12 protein-coding genes are annotated in these 14,710 nt (G+C 58.3%); 1 reads left to right on the forward strand and 11 read right to left on the reverse strand.

Going from position 1 to position 14,710, the window contains the following annotated elements:
- Positions 1 to 246: 246 nt before the first annotated feature.
- Complete coding sequence (locus tag AC3IUF_RS13655) at positions 247 to 1,548, forward strand: OprD family porin (RefSeq protein WP_007912132.1); 1,302 nt, start codon at positions 247 to 249, stop codon at positions 1,546 to 1,548.
- A 111-nt stretch (positions 1,549 to 1,659) separates the two neighbouring features.
- Here AC3IUF_RS13655 and AC3IUF_RS13660 read toward each other — a convergent pair whose 3' ends face one another.
- The 11 genes from AC3IUF_RS13660 to AC3IUF_RS13710 all read right to left on the reverse strand — a co-directional run bounded on the left by AC3IUF_RS13660 (position 1,660) and on the right by AC3IUF_RS13710 (position 14,665).
- The gene (locus tag AC3IUF_RS13660; RefSeq protein ID WP_007912129.1) at positions 1,660 to 2,280 is read right to left on the reverse strand and encodes a transglycosylase SLT domain-containing protein; all 621 of its coding nucleotides are present in this window, start codon (positions 2,278 to 2,280) and stop codon (positions 1,660 to 1,662) included.
- A gap of 45 nt (positions 2,281 to 2,325) precedes the next feature.
- On the reverse strand, positions 2,326 to 3,264 hold the full coding sequence (locus AC3IUF_RS13665) for a carbohydrate kinase family protein (protein ID WP_489281313.1): 939 nt from the start codon (positions 3,262 to 3,264) through the stop codon (positions 2,326 to 2,328).
- Positions 3,265 to 3,277: 13 nt separating this feature from the next.
- Positions 3,278 to 4,774: a xylulokinase gene (xylB, locus tag AC3IUF_RS13670; protein WP_489281315.1), complete on the reverse strand. Its 1,497-nt coding sequence runs from the start codon at positions 4,772 to 4,774 to the stop codon at positions 3,278 to 3,280.
- 290 nt (positions 4,775 to 5,064) lie between these two features.
- Entirely contained in the window at positions 5,065 to 6,537 is a 1,473-nt protein-coding gene (locus AC3IUF_RS13675; protein WP_489281317.1) for a mannitol dehydrogenase family protein, read from the reverse strand.
- A 15-nt stretch (positions 6,538 to 6,552) separates the two neighbouring features.
- Positions 6,553 to 7,656 carry an ABC transporter ATP-binding protein gene (locus AC3IUF_RS13680; protein ID WP_489281319.1) on the reverse strand — a complete coding sequence of 368 codons (1,104 nt, stop codon included), beginning with the start codon at positions 7,654 to 7,656 and terminating at the stop codon, positions 6,553 to 6,555.
- Positions 7,657 to 7,782: 126 nt separating this feature from the next.
- On the reverse strand, positions 7,783 to 8,613 hold the full coding sequence (locus AC3IUF_RS13685; protein WP_034154211.1) for a carbohydrate ABC transporter permease: 831 nt from the start codon (positions 8,611 to 8,613) through the stop codon (positions 7,783 to 7,785).
- Between the two features lie 8 nt (positions 8,614 to 8,621).
- A complete protein-coding gene (locus AC3IUF_RS13690; protein ID WP_007914969.1) occupies positions 8,622 to 9,548 on the reverse strand; it encodes a carbohydrate ABC transporter permease in 927 nt (308 codons plus the stop codon).
- 173 nt (positions 9,549 to 9,721) lie between these two features.
- Positions 9,722 to 11,032: an ABC transporter substrate-binding protein gene (locus tag AC3IUF_RS13695; protein WP_007914967.1), complete on the reverse strand. Its 1,311-nt coding sequence runs from the start codon at positions 11,030 to 11,032 to the stop codon at positions 9,722 to 9,724.
- 342 nt (positions 11,033 to 11,374) lie between these two features.
- Positions 11,375 to 12,280 (reverse strand): AraC family transcriptional regulator, encoded by a 906-nt coding sequence (locus tag AC3IUF_RS13700; RefSeq protein WP_007914965.1) that lies wholly within the window; start codon positions 12,278 to 12,280, stop codon positions 11,375 to 11,377.
- A gap of 68 nt (positions 12,281 to 12,348) precedes the next feature.
- Positions 12,349 to 13,236, reverse strand: coding sequence for a phosphatidylinositol-specific phospholipase C domain-containing protein (locus AC3IUF_RS13705; RefSeq protein ID WP_007914963.1), 888 nt, complete (start codon positions 13,234 to 13,236; stop codon positions 12,349 to 12,351).
- A gap of 118 nt (positions 13,237 to 13,354) precedes the next feature.
- Positions 13,355 to 14,665 (reverse strand): glycosyltransferase, encoded by a 1,311-nt coding sequence (locus AC3IUF_RS13710; RefSeq protein WP_489281322.1) that lies wholly within the window; start codon positions 14,663 to 14,665, stop codon positions 13,355 to 13,357.
- Positions 14,666 to 14,710: the final 45 nt, after the last annotated feature.

A 14,710-nucleotide genomic window follows, 5' to 3' on the forward strand; every position in this document is an offset into this window, starting at 1 on the left:
GTCCAGTGAAACCGGGGGATTTTCGGGAGTTGGTGTTCGCTGTTAGCGACTTTTCCCACGACCCTGGGTTGAAGAATCCTCAGTCAGATTCAGACTAAAGTCGCCTGTAGCACGTCAAAGCCATCTGCCATCATTGCCGCTCACCCCTGCGTGTTCACTTTCTCCTGGTTCAATCTGACCCGGGACGGGAGCTATTTTTCTGGCTTGTTGCGCGCTTGCGCAAACGCTGCATTGTTGGAGTTTTTCATGCGTCCCCCATTTCCCCTCATCACCCCGCGCCAGTCGTTTGGCTTCGGAGCCTTTGTGCTGTGCGCAGGTTTTACCGCACAGGTTCAGGCCAGCGGATTCTTTGAAGACACCACGGCGAAAATCGAATCGCGCACGGTGTACTTCAACCGCGATTTCCGTGATGGGAGCACCTCGAACGCTCAGGGCGCCTCCAAGCGTGAAGAGTCGGCACAGGGCTTTATTCTCAACCTGCAATCGGGCTACACCGAAGGTACGGTGGGTTTTGGTATCGATGCGCTGGGCATGCTTGGCTTTCAACTCGATTCCAGCCCGAACCGCAGCAACAGCGGCTTGCTGCCTTCCAGCGGCAACGATCCACGCGGCTCGAAAGGCCAGTACGCGAAAATGGGCCTGACCGCCAAGGTCAAAGTCTCGGACACCGTGCTGAAGTACGGCGCGCTACTGCCGGATCTGCCGTTGCTGAAATACAATGACGGTCGTTTGTTGCCGACGATGTTCAACGGCGCCATGCTCACCTCTAAAGAGCTGAAAGATCTGACCTTCATGGCCGCGCGCCTGGACAAGTACACCGCGCGCGATTCCACCGATTCGCAAGATATCCGCGTGCACTGCAAGAACAAGCGCTACGCCTGCAACACCACCGCCGACCATTTCGACATGTACGGCTTCGATTACAAGATCAACGATCGTCTGACTGCGCAGTATCACTACGCTGAACTGGAAGACATCTATCGTCAGCACTTTGTCGGGCTGTTGGGTAATCAACCGTTAGCTGGCGGTGTACTTAAAGCAGATCTGCGGGTGCTGAAGAGTGCCGACAGCGGTGATGCCAAGGCCGGTTCCATTGATAACCGTGCGTTGAGCGGCATGTTGTCGTATGCGCACAGCGGCCATACGTTCAGCGCCGGTTGGCAGCGTATGAACGGCGACAACTCGATGCCGTACCTCGATGGCAGCAATCCGTATCTGGTCAACTACGTGCAGGTCAACGACTTCGCCGCCGCGCAGGAACGTTCGTGGCAGTTGCGTTATGACTATGACTTCAAGGCCATTGGCATTAATGGTTTGAGCTTCCTGACCCGTTATGTGAACGGTGACCACATCAAGGTGTTGGGCAGTGATCAGGAAGGCAAGGAGTGGGAACGCGACAGCGAGTTGAAGTATGTGATTCAGACGGGCACGTTCAAGGATGTGAGTCTGCGTTTGAGGAATGCTACGTATCGCACCAATTATGAGAAGTTTGCCCGGGATGTGGATGAGACCCGGTTGATTGTGAGTTATAGCTTCTCCGTCCTGTAAAGACCTCCATTGTAGGAGCTGCCGCAGGCTGCGATCTTTTGACGTTGATTGTTAAAAACAAGATCAAAAGATCGCAGCCTTCGGCAGCTCCTACACGGGATCCCGAAGCTGTTATAACCAATGCCAGAACCGGCTCCAGAACCCCCGATTCAAGTCCTCCTTGCACCCGGCATATTGCCGCGCATACACGTCCGAGCGGTTCTGCACTTTGCGCGCCGTCGGCATTAGCCAGGCTTTGCTCGCGTAAGTCTTGTTGCGGAAGCCGCCCCAGCCTTCGTGGTAGTTGAGGTACTGGTTATAGGCGTCGTACTTGTACACGCCGTTGATCGAATAGGTCTTGTCCATGTACCAGCCGACAAAGTCGATGGCATCGTCGAAGTCTTCGCGATCGGCTCCGCTGCGACCGGTGCTTTTCTGATAGTCGGCCCAGACTTCATCTTTGGCTTGCGCATAACCCGAGGCGGTCGAGACGCGGCCCCACGGGATCACCCAGAGCAGGTATTTGCGCGGGGTCTTGGCGTCGTAGCGGTAGCCGGATTCCTGATACATGATCGCGAAGGGCACCTGAATCGGTACGCCCCAGCGTTTTTGCGTGACTTGCGCAGCGTCGTACCAGTCGCTTTTCTCGCGGAAGATTTCGCAGATGTCTTCCGGCGAACGGGGCGGCGAGGTGCCGCACCCGCTCAGTAGCGTTGCCAGTGTCAGTAGTCCAAGCGTCTGCCTGTAATTCAAAAGCCGTTATCCCGTCGTGCGCAAAAAGGCCGACAGTCTACGCGTTCAACTCAATTGGTGACGATAGGGCAGATCCGGGCCGGTCTTGCTGCAGGTCAGTGCGGCGGCTTGTACGGCGAACTTGAGCATGGCGTCGATCTGCTCGCGGGCGAGTTGCTGCACGCCTTCGACCGAATCCAGACCGTGCTCGGTCAGCCAGGTGATCAGCGCGGCCTGGAAGGTGTCACCCGCGCCAACGGTGTCGGCGATTTTCACCGAGGCCGCCGGCACCGACCAGTTGCCATGCTGGCGGCTGAACACACTGGCGCCGTCGCCGCCACGGGTGAGGAAGACAATCTGACAGCGGTGTTCGAGCCAGCCTTCGATCACGCGTTGCGGATCCTGTTCGGGGTAGAGCAGGCTCAAGTCTTCGTCGCTGACCTTGATCAGATCGGCCAGTGGCACCAGCGTCGCGATGCGTTCGCGCCACAGGTCGATGTTCGGCTCGGGATTGAGGCGTACGTTCGGGTCGAGGGTGATCAGGCGTTTGCCGCTCTCGCGCTGTACCAGCGTCAGCAAGGTGTCGCCGATCGGCTGCACCACCAGCGAGAATGAGCCAATGTGCAAGCCGCGAACATCCGGCCCCAGCGCTGGCAGATGCGCAAGACTCAGTTGCCGATCGGCACAGCCTTCACCGCGAAAGCTGTAGTGCGGCGAGCCATTGGCACCGACGGCGACCATGGCCAGCGTGGTCGGCGCGGCGAAATCCACCAGATAGTCCGGGCGCACACCTTCATCCTGCAGCACTTGCTGCAAGCGGCGGCCGAGGTAGTCAGTGGACAGCCCGCCGAACAAGGCCGAGTCCACGCCCAGACGGCGCAAACCGACGGCGACGTTGAACGGCGAGCCGCCGGCAATCGCCTTGAAATTGACTTTCGAGGCCAGACCGCTGGCGTCGTCTTCACTGAAAAAATCAAACAGGGCTTCGCCACACACCAAATACATAATTGTTTGCTCTTTATAGGGTTGCGACATGCTGTTGATAGCGTTCATAGGCCTGCTGAAACGCCGCAACGTTGGCGGCAATCGGCAGGGTTTCGCTGCTTGAATCGAGTTTCACGCAGCGCTGGCACAGGTCGGCGAGGCTGTCTTCGTGGCCATTCGACCAGGATTTGCACCACGCCGCTTGAATCGCTGCGCCAAGTGCCGCGGCTTCGCTTTGTTCGGTGCAGATCACCGGGGTGTTCATGATGTCGGCAACGATCTGCCGCCAAACCGCGCTTTTCGAACCGCCGCCGATCAGGCAAATGCTGCGGCTTTGTAAACCATTGTGGCGGAGCAAATCCAGCCCGTAACGCAAACCGAAGGTGGTGCCTTCGACAGCGGCGCGGCACAGGTTGGCCTGGGTCAGGTTATCCAGCGTCAAGCCGTGCAGGCTGCCGGTGGCGTGGGGCAGGGCGGGAACGCGCTCGCCGTTGAGGAACGGCAGCATGCTCACGCCGTCGGCGCCGATGGGCGCTTGGGCGACGAGGTCGTTGAACTGCTGCAGATCGAGGTCGAACAACTCGCGAATTGCGCCGGTGGCGTTGGTCAGGTTCATGGTGCAGATCAGCGGCAGCCAACCGCCGCTGGAAGAGCAGAACGTCGCGACCGAAGCGTCCGGGCTGACTTTTGGTACTTCGGAATAGGCGTAAACCGTGCCGGAAGAGCCGAGGCTCATGGTGATCGCGCCGGGCTGAATATTGCCGGTGCCGATGGCGCCCATCATGTTGTCGCCGCCGCCGCTCGATACCAACGCATTGGGGTTGATGCCGAGGTGTTCGGCGATCGCCGGGAGGATGGTGCCGACAGATTGATGCGCGTCTATCAGCTCAGGCAGTGCGGCTTGCAGGCGTCCGCTGGCGTCGATGTCGCGCAGCAGTTGCAAGTCCCATTGGCGGGTGCGCACGTTGAAATAGCCAGTGCCCGAGGCATCGCCGTATTCGCTGCAGGCGCGACCGGTCAGCCAGAAATTCAGGTAGTCGTGGGGCAACAGAATGCGTGCGATGCGCGAAAAGACCACGGGGTGTTGTTCTTTGGTCCAGAGCAGTTTCGACACCGTGTAGCCCGGTGCGATGACCACACCGAGGCGTTCCAGTGAGCCTTTTTCACCGCCTAGATGCACCAGCAGACGGTCGTTTTCGGCGCTGGTTTCGGTGTCGCACCAGAGCTTGGCGGGGCGCAGCACTTCACCTTGATCATCGAGCAGGACCAGACCGTGCTGCTGGCCGGAGACGCCGATGCCGAGGATCGACTGGCCATCGACATTCGCCGCCAACAATGCGCGGCGAGTGGCGAGGGCGAAGGCTTCGAGCCATTGCTGGGTGTCTTGTTCGCGGCGGCCGTTGGCGCCGCTGATCATTGTGTGGGCGGCGGCGCCTTGGCCGAGGACCTGACCGCTGACGGCGTCAAGGATGATGGCTTTGGTGCCTTGTGTGCCGCAGTCGATGCCTAGGAACAGTTGTTGTGTTGTCATGTGTGAACCACTCGGGTGTGGTGAAGATCAAGAGCTTACCCCCTCACCCCAGCCCTCTCCCCCAAGGGGGCGAGGGGGAAGGGAGCTGATCGGGGGGCTGTTCAAAAGCTGAGTTCGACTCCGGTTCTCTCAAACCGGGGCTGTTCAAAACCTGAGTTCGACTGCGGTTCTCTCAATCAGGTGCTGTTCAATACCTGAGTTCGACTCCGGACGTTCAGGTCGATGTAACTTGCACAAACCACTCGGTCAGTCCCCTCTCCCTCGGGGAGAGGGCTAGGGTGAGGGGCTTTTCAATCCAGAATCCGCTGCAAAGTCCGCGTCACACCTTCTTCGCGCAAGCTGTTGCAGCACCACTCGAACGCCGCGACAAACTCCGCCGAACGCGGTATCGCCGTGCCGAAAATCTCCTCGACCGCCAACAACCGCTGCGTAATTAAAGCATCGTCCGCCACCAACGCCTGACAAAACGCCGCGCGCGGATCCGGGATTGAATAGGTATCACCATTCTCATCCACACCCTTCAAATACAACGCCCACGCCGCCACCACCAACGCCGCACGCTTGGTCTCCTGCCCATCGGCAATCAACCGGTTGATGGTAGGAATGGTGAACTTGGGAAACTTCGACGAACCGTCCGAGCACACCCGCTCAAGCTGATCGGCAATCGCCTGATTGGAAAACCGCGCCACCAATGTGTTTTTGTAATCCGTCAGATCAATACCTGGCACCGGCGCCAGTTGCGGGGTCACGTCCAGATCCATGTAGGCGCGCATATAACGCACGAACAGCGGGTCATTCATGGTTTCGTGCACAAACCGGTAACCCTTCAAAAAGCCCAGATACGTCAGCGCGAGGTGGCTGCCGTTGAGCAGTTTGATCTTCATCTCTTCATACGGCGAAACATCGTCGGTGAACTGCACGCCGACCTTCTCCCAGGCCGGGCGACCGTTGCCGAATTTGTCTTCCAGCACCCACTGCACGAACGGCTCGCAGACCACCGGCCAGGCATCGTCGACGTCGTGTTTGTCCGCCAGTTGCAGGCGATGCGTGGTGCTGGTCATTGGCGTGATGCGGTCGACCATGGCGTTGGGGAAACTGACGTTGGCGTCGATCCAGCTGCACAGATTGCTGTTACGCAGGGTGGCAAACGCCAGCAGCGCCTTGCGCGTCACGGCGCCATTGTGCGGCAGGTTATCGCAGGACATCACGGTAAACGCCGGAATGCCCGCCGCCCGACGTTTTTCCAGGGCCGCACACAAGAAACCGAACACGGTTTTCGGGTCCTCTGGGTGGGCCAGATCATGCTGAATTTGCGGCAGGTGCGCCATGAACTCGCCGTTGCTGTCGTCGATGCAGTAACCGCCCTCGGTGATGGTCAGCGAGACGATGCGAATCTGTGGGTCGGCGAGTTTGTCGATCAACGCCTGAGCGCCGTCCTCGGCCAGTAGCATGTCGCGAATCGCGCCGATCACGCGGACTTCGGTGTCGTCGCTGTCACCGAGTTCGAACAGGGTGAACAGGTAATCCTGCTCCTTGAGGTCATCGCGAGCACGGCGGTCTTCGGCGCGCAGGCCGACACCACAAATGGCCCAGTCGAGGGCTTCGCCGGTGTTCATCAAGGCGTCGGTGTAATACGCCTGATGCGCGCGGTGGAAGCCGCCGACGCCAATGTGGGCGATGCCTTGGCGCGTGTCGCTAAGGTTGTAGGCCGGCAGTTGCACTTCGGCGGCCAGACGATGGAGGTTCTGTTGGTTGAGTTTCATCGGGAGTTCTCGAAATCAGGCCGCAGCGCGCAGCGGACGGGTCAACGCGATACCTTCGGCATCGAATAAGTGGTAGTGCGCCGGGTCGAGGTGCAGGCTCAGTTGTTCGCCGTAACGGCTGGCCAGATCACCGCGCACGCGCATGGTCAGGGCTTCGCCGGCGTTGGTGGTGACGTGGCAGAAAGTGTCGCTGCCCAGACGTTCGCTGACGTCGGCGGTGACTTGCAGGCTGCAATCACCGGGTTGCGCCAGTTCCAGATGTTCCGGGCGAATGCCGAGGGTCACGGCGCTGCCGACACTGAGGTTGGCAGCATTGAAGGGCAGGGTGATGCGCGTGCCGGCGTCCAGCGAGACTTCGCAGCTCTGGCCGTCGACGCGGGCGATCTTGCCTTTGAGGAAGCCCATTTTCGGCGTGCCGAGGAAACCGGCAACGAAGAGATTTGCCGGGTTGTGATACAGGTCCAGCGGCGAGCCGACCTGTTCGATCTTGCCGCCATTGAGCACCACGACTTTGTCGGCCATGGTCATCGCTTCGACCTGATCGTGGGTCACGTAGATCATCGTCGCTTGCAGGTCTTTGTGCAGGCGCAGCAGTTCCAGACGCATCTGCACGCGCAGCGCGGCGTCGAGGTTGGACAGCGGTTCATCGAACAGGAAGATTTTCGGATTGCGCACGATGGCGCGGCCGATCGCAACACGCTGGCGCTGGCCGCCGGAGAGCTGTTTCGGCTTGCGCTCAAGCATCGGCCCGAGTTCGAGAATGCGCGCTGCTTCACCGACCTTCTTCTCGACTTCGGCTTTCGGTACGCCGGCCAGATCGAGGGCGAAGGACATGTTCTTTTTCACGGTCATGTGCGGGTACAGCGCGTAGGTCTGGAACACCATCGCCAGATCGCGCTTGGCCGGGCTGACTTCGGTGATGTCGCGACCATCGAGTTCGATGGTGCCGTCGCTGACTTCTTCCAGACCCGCGATCAGCCGCAGCAGGGTGGATTTGCCGCAGCCCGACGGGCCGACGAAGACCACGAATTCCTTGTCGTTCACTTCCAGGTCAATGCCTTTGATGATGGAGAAACCTTCGAAGCCTTTTTGCAGATTCTTGATTTTCAGGTTGGCCATGAGGATGGGCCTCCGCAATGTTGTTTTTTTAAGATCAAAAGATCGCAGCCTGCGGCAGCTCCTACAGGGGGACGGCATGCTTTATGTAGGAGCTGCCGAAGGCTGCGATCTTTTGCTTTTCAATCTTCATTTCACGGCGCCGAACGAGAGGCCGCGCACCAGTTGTTTCTGGCTGATCCAGCCGAAGATCAGAATCGGCGCACACGCCAGGGTCGACACCGCCGACAACTTGGCCCAGAACAAGCCTTCCGGGCTCGAATACGAGGCGATCAACGCGGTCAGTGGCGCGGCTTTCGACGAGGTCAGGTTCAGCGACCAGAACGCCTCGTTCCAGCACAGAATCAGCGACAGCAGCACGGTCGAGGCAAGGCCGCCCTTGGCAATCGGCAACAGCACGCGGACCATTTCCTGCCACAGCGTGGCGCCGTCGAGACGGGCGGCTTCGAGGATGTCTTTGGGGATGTCCTTGAAGTAGGTGTAAACCATCCAGACCACGATCGGCAGGTTGATCAGCGTGTAGATCACGATCAGCGCGATGCGCGTATCGAGCAGGCCGAAACTCTTCGCCAGCAGGTAGATCGGCATCAGCACGCCCACCGGCGGCAGCATTTTGGTCGAGAGCATCCACAGCAACGTGCCTTTGGTGCGCTGGGTTTCGTAGAAGGCCATCGAGTACGCTGCCGGCACCGCGATCAACAGGCACAGGGCCGTGGCACTGAAGGAAATCACCACCGAGTTCCAGGCGAAACTGAAGTAATCGCTGCGCTCATTGATGTGCAGGTAGTTCTCCAGCGTCGGCGTGAAGATGAACTGCGGCGGCGTGGCGAACGCGTCGATTTCGGTTTTGAAACTGGTCATCACCATCCAGAAGATCGGGAAGAAAATCACGATCGCGATGGCCCAGGCCAGGGTGCCGAGCAGCAGGCTTTGCAGCCGGCGGGATTGTTGAAGAGTCATGGCAGGCCTCAGGCTTTGTCAGTCAGGTTTTTGCCGATCATCCGCACCAGAATGATCGCGGCGATGTTGGCGATGACCACGGCAATCAAGCCGCCCGCCGAGGCCATGCCGACGTCGAACTGCACCAGCGCCTGGTTGTAGATCAGGTAGGCGAGGTTGGTCGAGGCGTAGCCGGGGCCACCGTTGGTGGTGGTGAAAATCTCGGCGAACACCGACAGCAGGAAGATCGTTTCGATCATCACCACCACGGCAATCGGCCGTGCCAGATGCGGCAGGGTCAGGTGCCAGAAGATTGCGATCGGCCCGGCGCCGTCGAGACGCGCGGCCTCTTTCTGTTCCTGATCGAGGGACTGCATCGCGGTCATCAGAATCAGGATCGCGAAGGGCAGCCATTGCCACGAAACAATGATGATGATCGACAGCAGCGGGTAGTGGGCGAGCCAGTCCACCGGTTGCGCGCCGAACAACTTCCAGAGGTAAGCGAGGATCCCCGAGACTGGATGGAAAATCAGGTTCTTCCAGATCAGCGCACCGACCGTGGGCATGATGAAGAACGGCGAGATCAGCATGACCCGCACGATGCCGCGACCGAGGAATTCACTCGCTTCAAGCAACGCACTGATGAGTACGCCGAGCACCACGCTGATCAACAACACGCTGCCGACCAGCAGCAAGGTGTTGGTCGCACCGGGCATGAAACCCGAATCCGTCAGGAAGTATGTGAAGTTCTCCAACCCGACGAACTGGTTTTCACCGGGGTAGAGCAGGTTGTAGCGGATCATCGAGAAGTAGATGGTCATGCCCAGCGGCACGATCATCCACAGCAGCAACAGGGCCACCGAAGGGCTGACCAGAAACCAGCCGGGATTGCGTACGCGGACTTTGCGCGCAGGCTGCGACAGGTCGATGTGGGCTTTGGCAGTTGAAGTATTCATGGTGATCACAACCAATTGGGTGCAGAAACATGTTCAGGAAAGACAACATTCCTGACATCGGCGCGGACCCTGTGGGAGCTGGCTTGCCAGCGATAGCAATAGGTCAGCCGACAGCAATGTCGAATGTGCCGGCCTCATCGCTGGCAAGCCAGTTCCCACAGGTTTAGAGGCGGTTACTTGGGATAACCGGCGCGCTTCATCTCGCGTTCAGTGGTTTGCTGCGCGGCAGTCAGGGCTTGATCCACCGTGGTCTGGCCGATCAGCGCCGCCGAGAACAGCTTGCCGACCTGAGTGCCCACGGCCTGGAATTCAGGAATGGTCACCAGTTGAATACCGATGTACGGCACCGGTTTCAGCGTTGGCTTGCTCGGATCAGCCGCTTTCAGCGATTCCAGCGTGACCTTGGCAAACGGCGCGGCGCTCATGTAGGCATCGCTGTAGGTCGAGGCGCGGGTGCCGGGCGGTACGTTGGCGATGCCGTCAGTCTTGGCGACCAGTTCGCCGTACTCTTTTGACGTCGCCCAAGCGCTGAATTCTTTGGCGGCGTCTTTGGCTTTGGAACTGGTCGGGATTGCCAGCGCCCATGAATACAACCAGGCCGAGCCTTTGTCGGTCACTTGATGCGGGGCGAAAGTGAAGCCGACGTGATCAGCAACCTTGCTCTGGGTCTTGTCAGTGACGAACGAGCCGGCGACGCTGGCATCGACCCAGATCGCGCATTTGCCGCTGTTGAACAGCGCAAGGTTTTCGTTGAAACCGTTGCTGGAGGCGCCCGGCGGGCCGGATTTCTTCATGGTGTCGACGTAGAAATTCAGCGCGTTTTTCCACTCCGGCCCGCTGAATTCCGGTTTCCACTGCTCATCGAACCAGCGCGCGCCGTAGGCGTTGGCAACCGTCGTGATCAGCGCCATGTTCTCGCCCCAACCGGCCTTGCCGCGCAGGCAGATGCCGTACTGCTCTTTGTCTTTGTGGGTGAGTTTTTCGGCGAAACCGGCGATCTGCTCCCAGGTCGGACGCTCGGGCATGGTCAGGCCAGCATCCTTGAACAGGTCGGTGCGGTAATAGGTGATCGAACTTTCCGCGTAGAACGGCAGGGCGTACAGCGAACCCTTGACTGACAGGCCTTCACGCACCGACGGGAACACATCGTCGAGGGCGTAACTGGCCGGCAGATCCTTCATCGGTTCCAGCCAGCCTTTGGCGCCCCACAGTGCGGCTTCGTACATGCCGATGGTCAACACGTCGAACTGGCCGCCCTGGGTGGCGATGTCGGTGGTCAGGCGTTGGCGCAGGACGTTTTCTTCGAGCACGACCCAATTGAGCTTGATGTCCGGATGCTCGGTCTCGAAGGTTTTCGAGAGTTTTTGCATGCGGATCATGTCGCTGTTGTTGACGGTGGCGATGGTCAGGGTCTGGGCGCCAAGGCTGACGCTGCTGAGGGTCATGCAGGTGAGGGCAAGCAGAGCTTTTGCAGTCGGTTGCATCGTGCACTCCTTTTCTGCACCCGTAGGGTTACAGAAGGACAGTTATTGTTTTTGTGTCTTCCTGTGCAGGAAGAATGTGCGCTGATTACAGCCTTCAATCGCAGGGCTGACAAATCATCCCTAACACTTTGATCGATACTTTTTTGCACTGGGCTTTTGTGGGGCGAATGCAGGGAAGGGCTTTTCAGCGCAGAGGTGCTGTCGGATGCGTACAGGTTTCCGGAGTGGCATCGCAACTTGTAGGGGTGAGCCTGCTCGCGATAGCGGAGTGTCAGCCAACATATCTGCACGCTGTCACACCGCTATCGCGAGCAGGCTCACTCCTACAGGGGAGTTGCGTTGTCAGAGATGGTTTTGTTCAGTCAGGCGCTGCACCGCAAGCCGCCGATAGTGCGACGGCGTCATGCCCTTGAGCTGCTGAAAGCGCCGATTGAAGTTGGAAATGTTGTTGAACCCCGATTCGAAACACACCTCGGTCACCGGTTTGTCGCCGTCGGCCAGCAGCTCGCAGGACTTGCTGATACGCAAGCGATTGACGAACTCGATGAAATTGCGCCCGGTGGCCTGTTTGAACACTCGGCTGAAATAGGTCGGCGTCATGCCCAGATGCGCGGCGACTTCCTCCAGCGAGATATCGCGGGCGTAGTGGCTGAAAATATAGTCGACGGCCCGGTTGGTACGATCGATATTGTGCTCATCGGCCAGTTGCGGGGTGGTGGCGCCGGACAACAGCTGGAAATCATCGCTGGCCGCGAGCAATTCCATCAGGATAAAGAAGTGCCCGAGGCGGGTGATGCCCTTGCTGTCGGCGATGCGCTGCATCAGCGTCATGGCCTGGCGGATGGTACGTTTGCAGCGAAACTCGATGCCGTACTGCGCACGTTCCAGCAGGGGCGCCAGGGTCTTCAGTTCGGCAAACACCTGGTGGCCACTCTCGAACAACTCGTCGGTGAAGTTGACCAGCATGTCGCGCTTTTCAACGACCTCGTCCTCGGCCACCTGGCTGATCCAGTTGTGCGGCAAATTGGGGCCAGTGAGGAACAGGGTTTCGGGATAGAAGTTGCCAATGTAGTCACCGATAAACACCTTGCCCGAGCTGGCGACAATCAGGTGCAGTTCATATTCCTTGTGGAAATGCCAGCGCACCAGCGGGCACGGAAAACCGTGCTGGCGGTAGATGATGGACAACCCGTTGTGGTCATCCATCAACTCGTATGAAGGGTCGGTCACGCGGGCGGTTCGAGTCATGGCGAGCTACTTTTTTTGTTATCGCCTGCCGATCATGCCTCGTTTCTCGGGACTTGCGCCAGTTTCACTCAAGCGGTCTGCTCGCGGACGCTGCCTCTGGACTTCTCGATGGCTTTTTCCAGATTGGCCATCTGGCAGAAACGTACAATGTTCGAGTTTTTAATAAAGTCGAAATTGATGATGTTGCACTTTTTGGCCCAATCCGATCTGGCCGGGTCAAACCAGTGGTCGAGATCATCCAGAATTCGCTGAGGGCCGCCAATCGAAAAACTGGTTGCTGACAGCGACCACGGGCGAAGTGTGCTGTTGGCAGTGCTCAATACTTCTTTGATGTAACCCTGCAGATCGAGAGAACTGACAAGCTGCTTTCCGATCCACTTGTGCTGGATTCTTCCATAGATACGGTAGTCCTCGGTTTCCCAGGTCATGGGGGCTGCCACCATGATGCGCTGCAACGGGCTGATCGCTTTGAGCTGGCCAAGCGTCAGGTGCAGATTCCGGGTCGGGATCATTCGGTCGCCCAAGTGTTGCAGTATCAACGCTTGAAACTCCGAATGATCGAATGCGTCCTTGCCACTACCTAATTCATGAAAGTCCAGAATGATGAATTCATTGATGTTCCTTTCATAAAAAGCTTTGACGTCGCGTACAAGATCTTCAAGCGTACGGGAAGAAAGGTAGCCGTTGTGGTGGAAGCGGAACTTTGCCAGTCCTTGCGCTTTGTTATCGTAAGTCAGGCGGGCGTCGAGTGCTCGAACACCGCGATTCAATTGTGAATAAAAGGAGACATCCTGGCAGGCGAGCCAGTTTTTACCGGGTATCAGTGCATAACCCGCTTCCCAGTCGCAGCCAGCGTTATGGGCACCCGGCAAACTAAGTTCGAAAAGCGACAAGTTGTCGATTTGCGGCGAATCCGCCATCCATTGATAAGGTTGGAAATTATCAAGATTGTTCATGTTGTACATCCTGCAATTGAAAACGAAAGTTGTCGGAATTGCGCGCGCAGGATGTTTATAACGGGTGCCGGGTGTTCGGCCAAGTTTGCTTTTAATGCAAGTCGTGTAAAGGCGTTACTTACATGTCCGGTGTTTGTTGTGTGTGTCGGTTTTTCGCTTCGATCCATTGCGCCATGTACTGGGTGCTTTTGTGCGAGTGATGACGGAGCATGCTGCCAATGAAGTTGTTGGATCTGAGGTGTTCTAAGTTCCGTTGGCAATAACGCAGTTTTTCAATCAATGCCGGACCATGTACTGGTTGTGGGTAGCGTTGATTCAACAGCGTGTATCCCGCCAGACGAGCGTCCTGCCAGCGTGACTCGTCGTTGTAAAGCGCCACGGCACTGTTGGCGAACTCCACTGCGCTGCTGGTGACTGCACCGGGCCACGCGTGATCGCCTTGCATGGCCTCGGCGCCAACCGGCGTGGTGACACTGGGTGTACCGCAAAGCATGGCGTCGACCAGTTTGCCCTTGATACCGGCACCAAATCGCAAGGGCGCCAGGCAGACTCGCGCGGCAGACATGACCTGCAATGCATCTTCGGCCCAGTTCATGATGTGGAAACCTTCGCGGGCGTTATGCAGCGCTGTGGCTTTCGGCGGCGTATACGCGCCGTAAATGTGCAATTGTGCCTGGGGCAACTGTTGGCGAATCAGCGGCCAGATCGTGGTTTTCATCCACAGCACGGCATCCCAGTTGGGTGCGTGGCGGAAGTTGCCGATACTCAGAAAGTGCGCCCGATCCGCAAATGTTGCAGGTTCGACCGCAGGCGGGTCGATCATCAGCGGGCACCAGTGCAGCAATTGTCGGGGCAAGCCGAACTGCTCGATCAACAATTCGATCTCCACTTCGGAGATCATCAGGTTCAGATCGCAACGATACAGCGCGGCGATTTCACGCTTGGCCAGATCGGTTTCGGCCATCAGTCCGAATTCATCGCGCAGGTCTGGGGCAAAGACATCACTGAAATCATTCTGGTCAGGATTGACCTTCAGACGAGACTTGAGTCGCTGATGACGCGCATGCCGCAGACTTTGCAGGTCGGAAGTTTCCAGCACGCGCAGCGCCTGAGGGCAGTGTTTTTCAACTCGCCAGCCGAACTGCTCTTCCATCATGAATTGGTCGAACAAGACGATGTCCGGCGCCAGTCCGCTGATGAATTGATCGAAGCTGCTGTTGTTGAGTTCGATCGGCACCTCACGAATGCCGAGTGCGGCAAGATCCGCCTTGTGCTCGCCGGGACCGGCCGGGCTGCTGAAGGTAATGTCCCAGCCTTGTTGCAGGAAGGTTTCGAGGATCTGCATCACATGACCACTGGCCGCGGAAGAGCGCGGCTCGGGCCAGACGTAGCCGATGACCAGGACTTTGGTGTTATCGGGTTGGGTCATGGGGGCAGATCCTTTAAAGCAGGTGAGAAAAAAGGGCGCAATTAA

It is taken from the genome of Pseudomonas sp. KH_040 (assembly GCF_057839305.1).

Bases quoted from the DNA above. Each gene is read 5' to 3' on its own strand.
- AC3IUF_RS13695 (WP_007914967.1), bottom strand. From the start codon at position 11,032: ATGCAACCGACTGCAAAAGCTCTGCTTGCCCTCACCTGCATGACCCTC.
- AC3IUF_RS13675 (WP_489281317.1), bottom strand. From the start codon at position 6,537: ATGAAACTCAACCAACAGAACCTCCATCGTCTGGCCGCCGAAGTGCAA.
- AC3IUF_RS13700 (WP_007914965.1), bottom strand. From the start codon at position 12,280: ATGACTCGAACCGCCCGCGTGACCGACCCTTCATACGAGTTGATGGAT.
- AC3IUF_RS13665 (WP_489281313.1), bottom strand. From the start codon at position 3,264: ATGTATTTGGTGTGTGGCGAAGCCCTGTTTGATTTTTTCAGTGAAGAC.
- AC3IUF_RS13690 (WP_007914969.1), bottom strand. From the start codon at position 9,548: ATGAATACTTCAACTGCCAAAGCCCACATCGACCTGTCGCAGCCTGCG.
- AC3IUF_RS13680 (WP_489281319.1), bottom strand. From the start codon at position 7,656: ATGGCCAACCTGAAAATCAAGAATCTGCAAAAAGGCTTCGAAGGTTTC.
- AC3IUF_RS13710 (WP_489281322.1), bottom strand. From the start codon at position 14,665: ATGACCCAACCCGATAACACCAAAGTCCTGGTCATCGGCTACGTCTGG.
- AC3IUF_RS13705 (WP_007914963.1), bottom strand. From the start codon at position 13,236: ATGAACAATCTTGATAATTTCCAACCTTATCAATGGATGGCGGATTCG.
- xylB (WP_489281315.1), bottom strand. From the start codon at position 4,774: ATGACAACACAACAACTGTTCCTAGGCATCGACTGCGGCACACAAGGC.
- AC3IUF_RS13685 (WP_034154211.1), bottom strand. From the start codon at position 8,613: ATGACTCTTCAACAATCCCGCCGGCTGCAAAGCCTGCTGCTCGGCACC.
- AC3IUF_RS13655 (WP_007912132.1), top strand. From the start codon at position 247: ATGCGTCCCCCATTTCCCCTCATCACCCCGCGCCAGTCGTTTGGCTTC.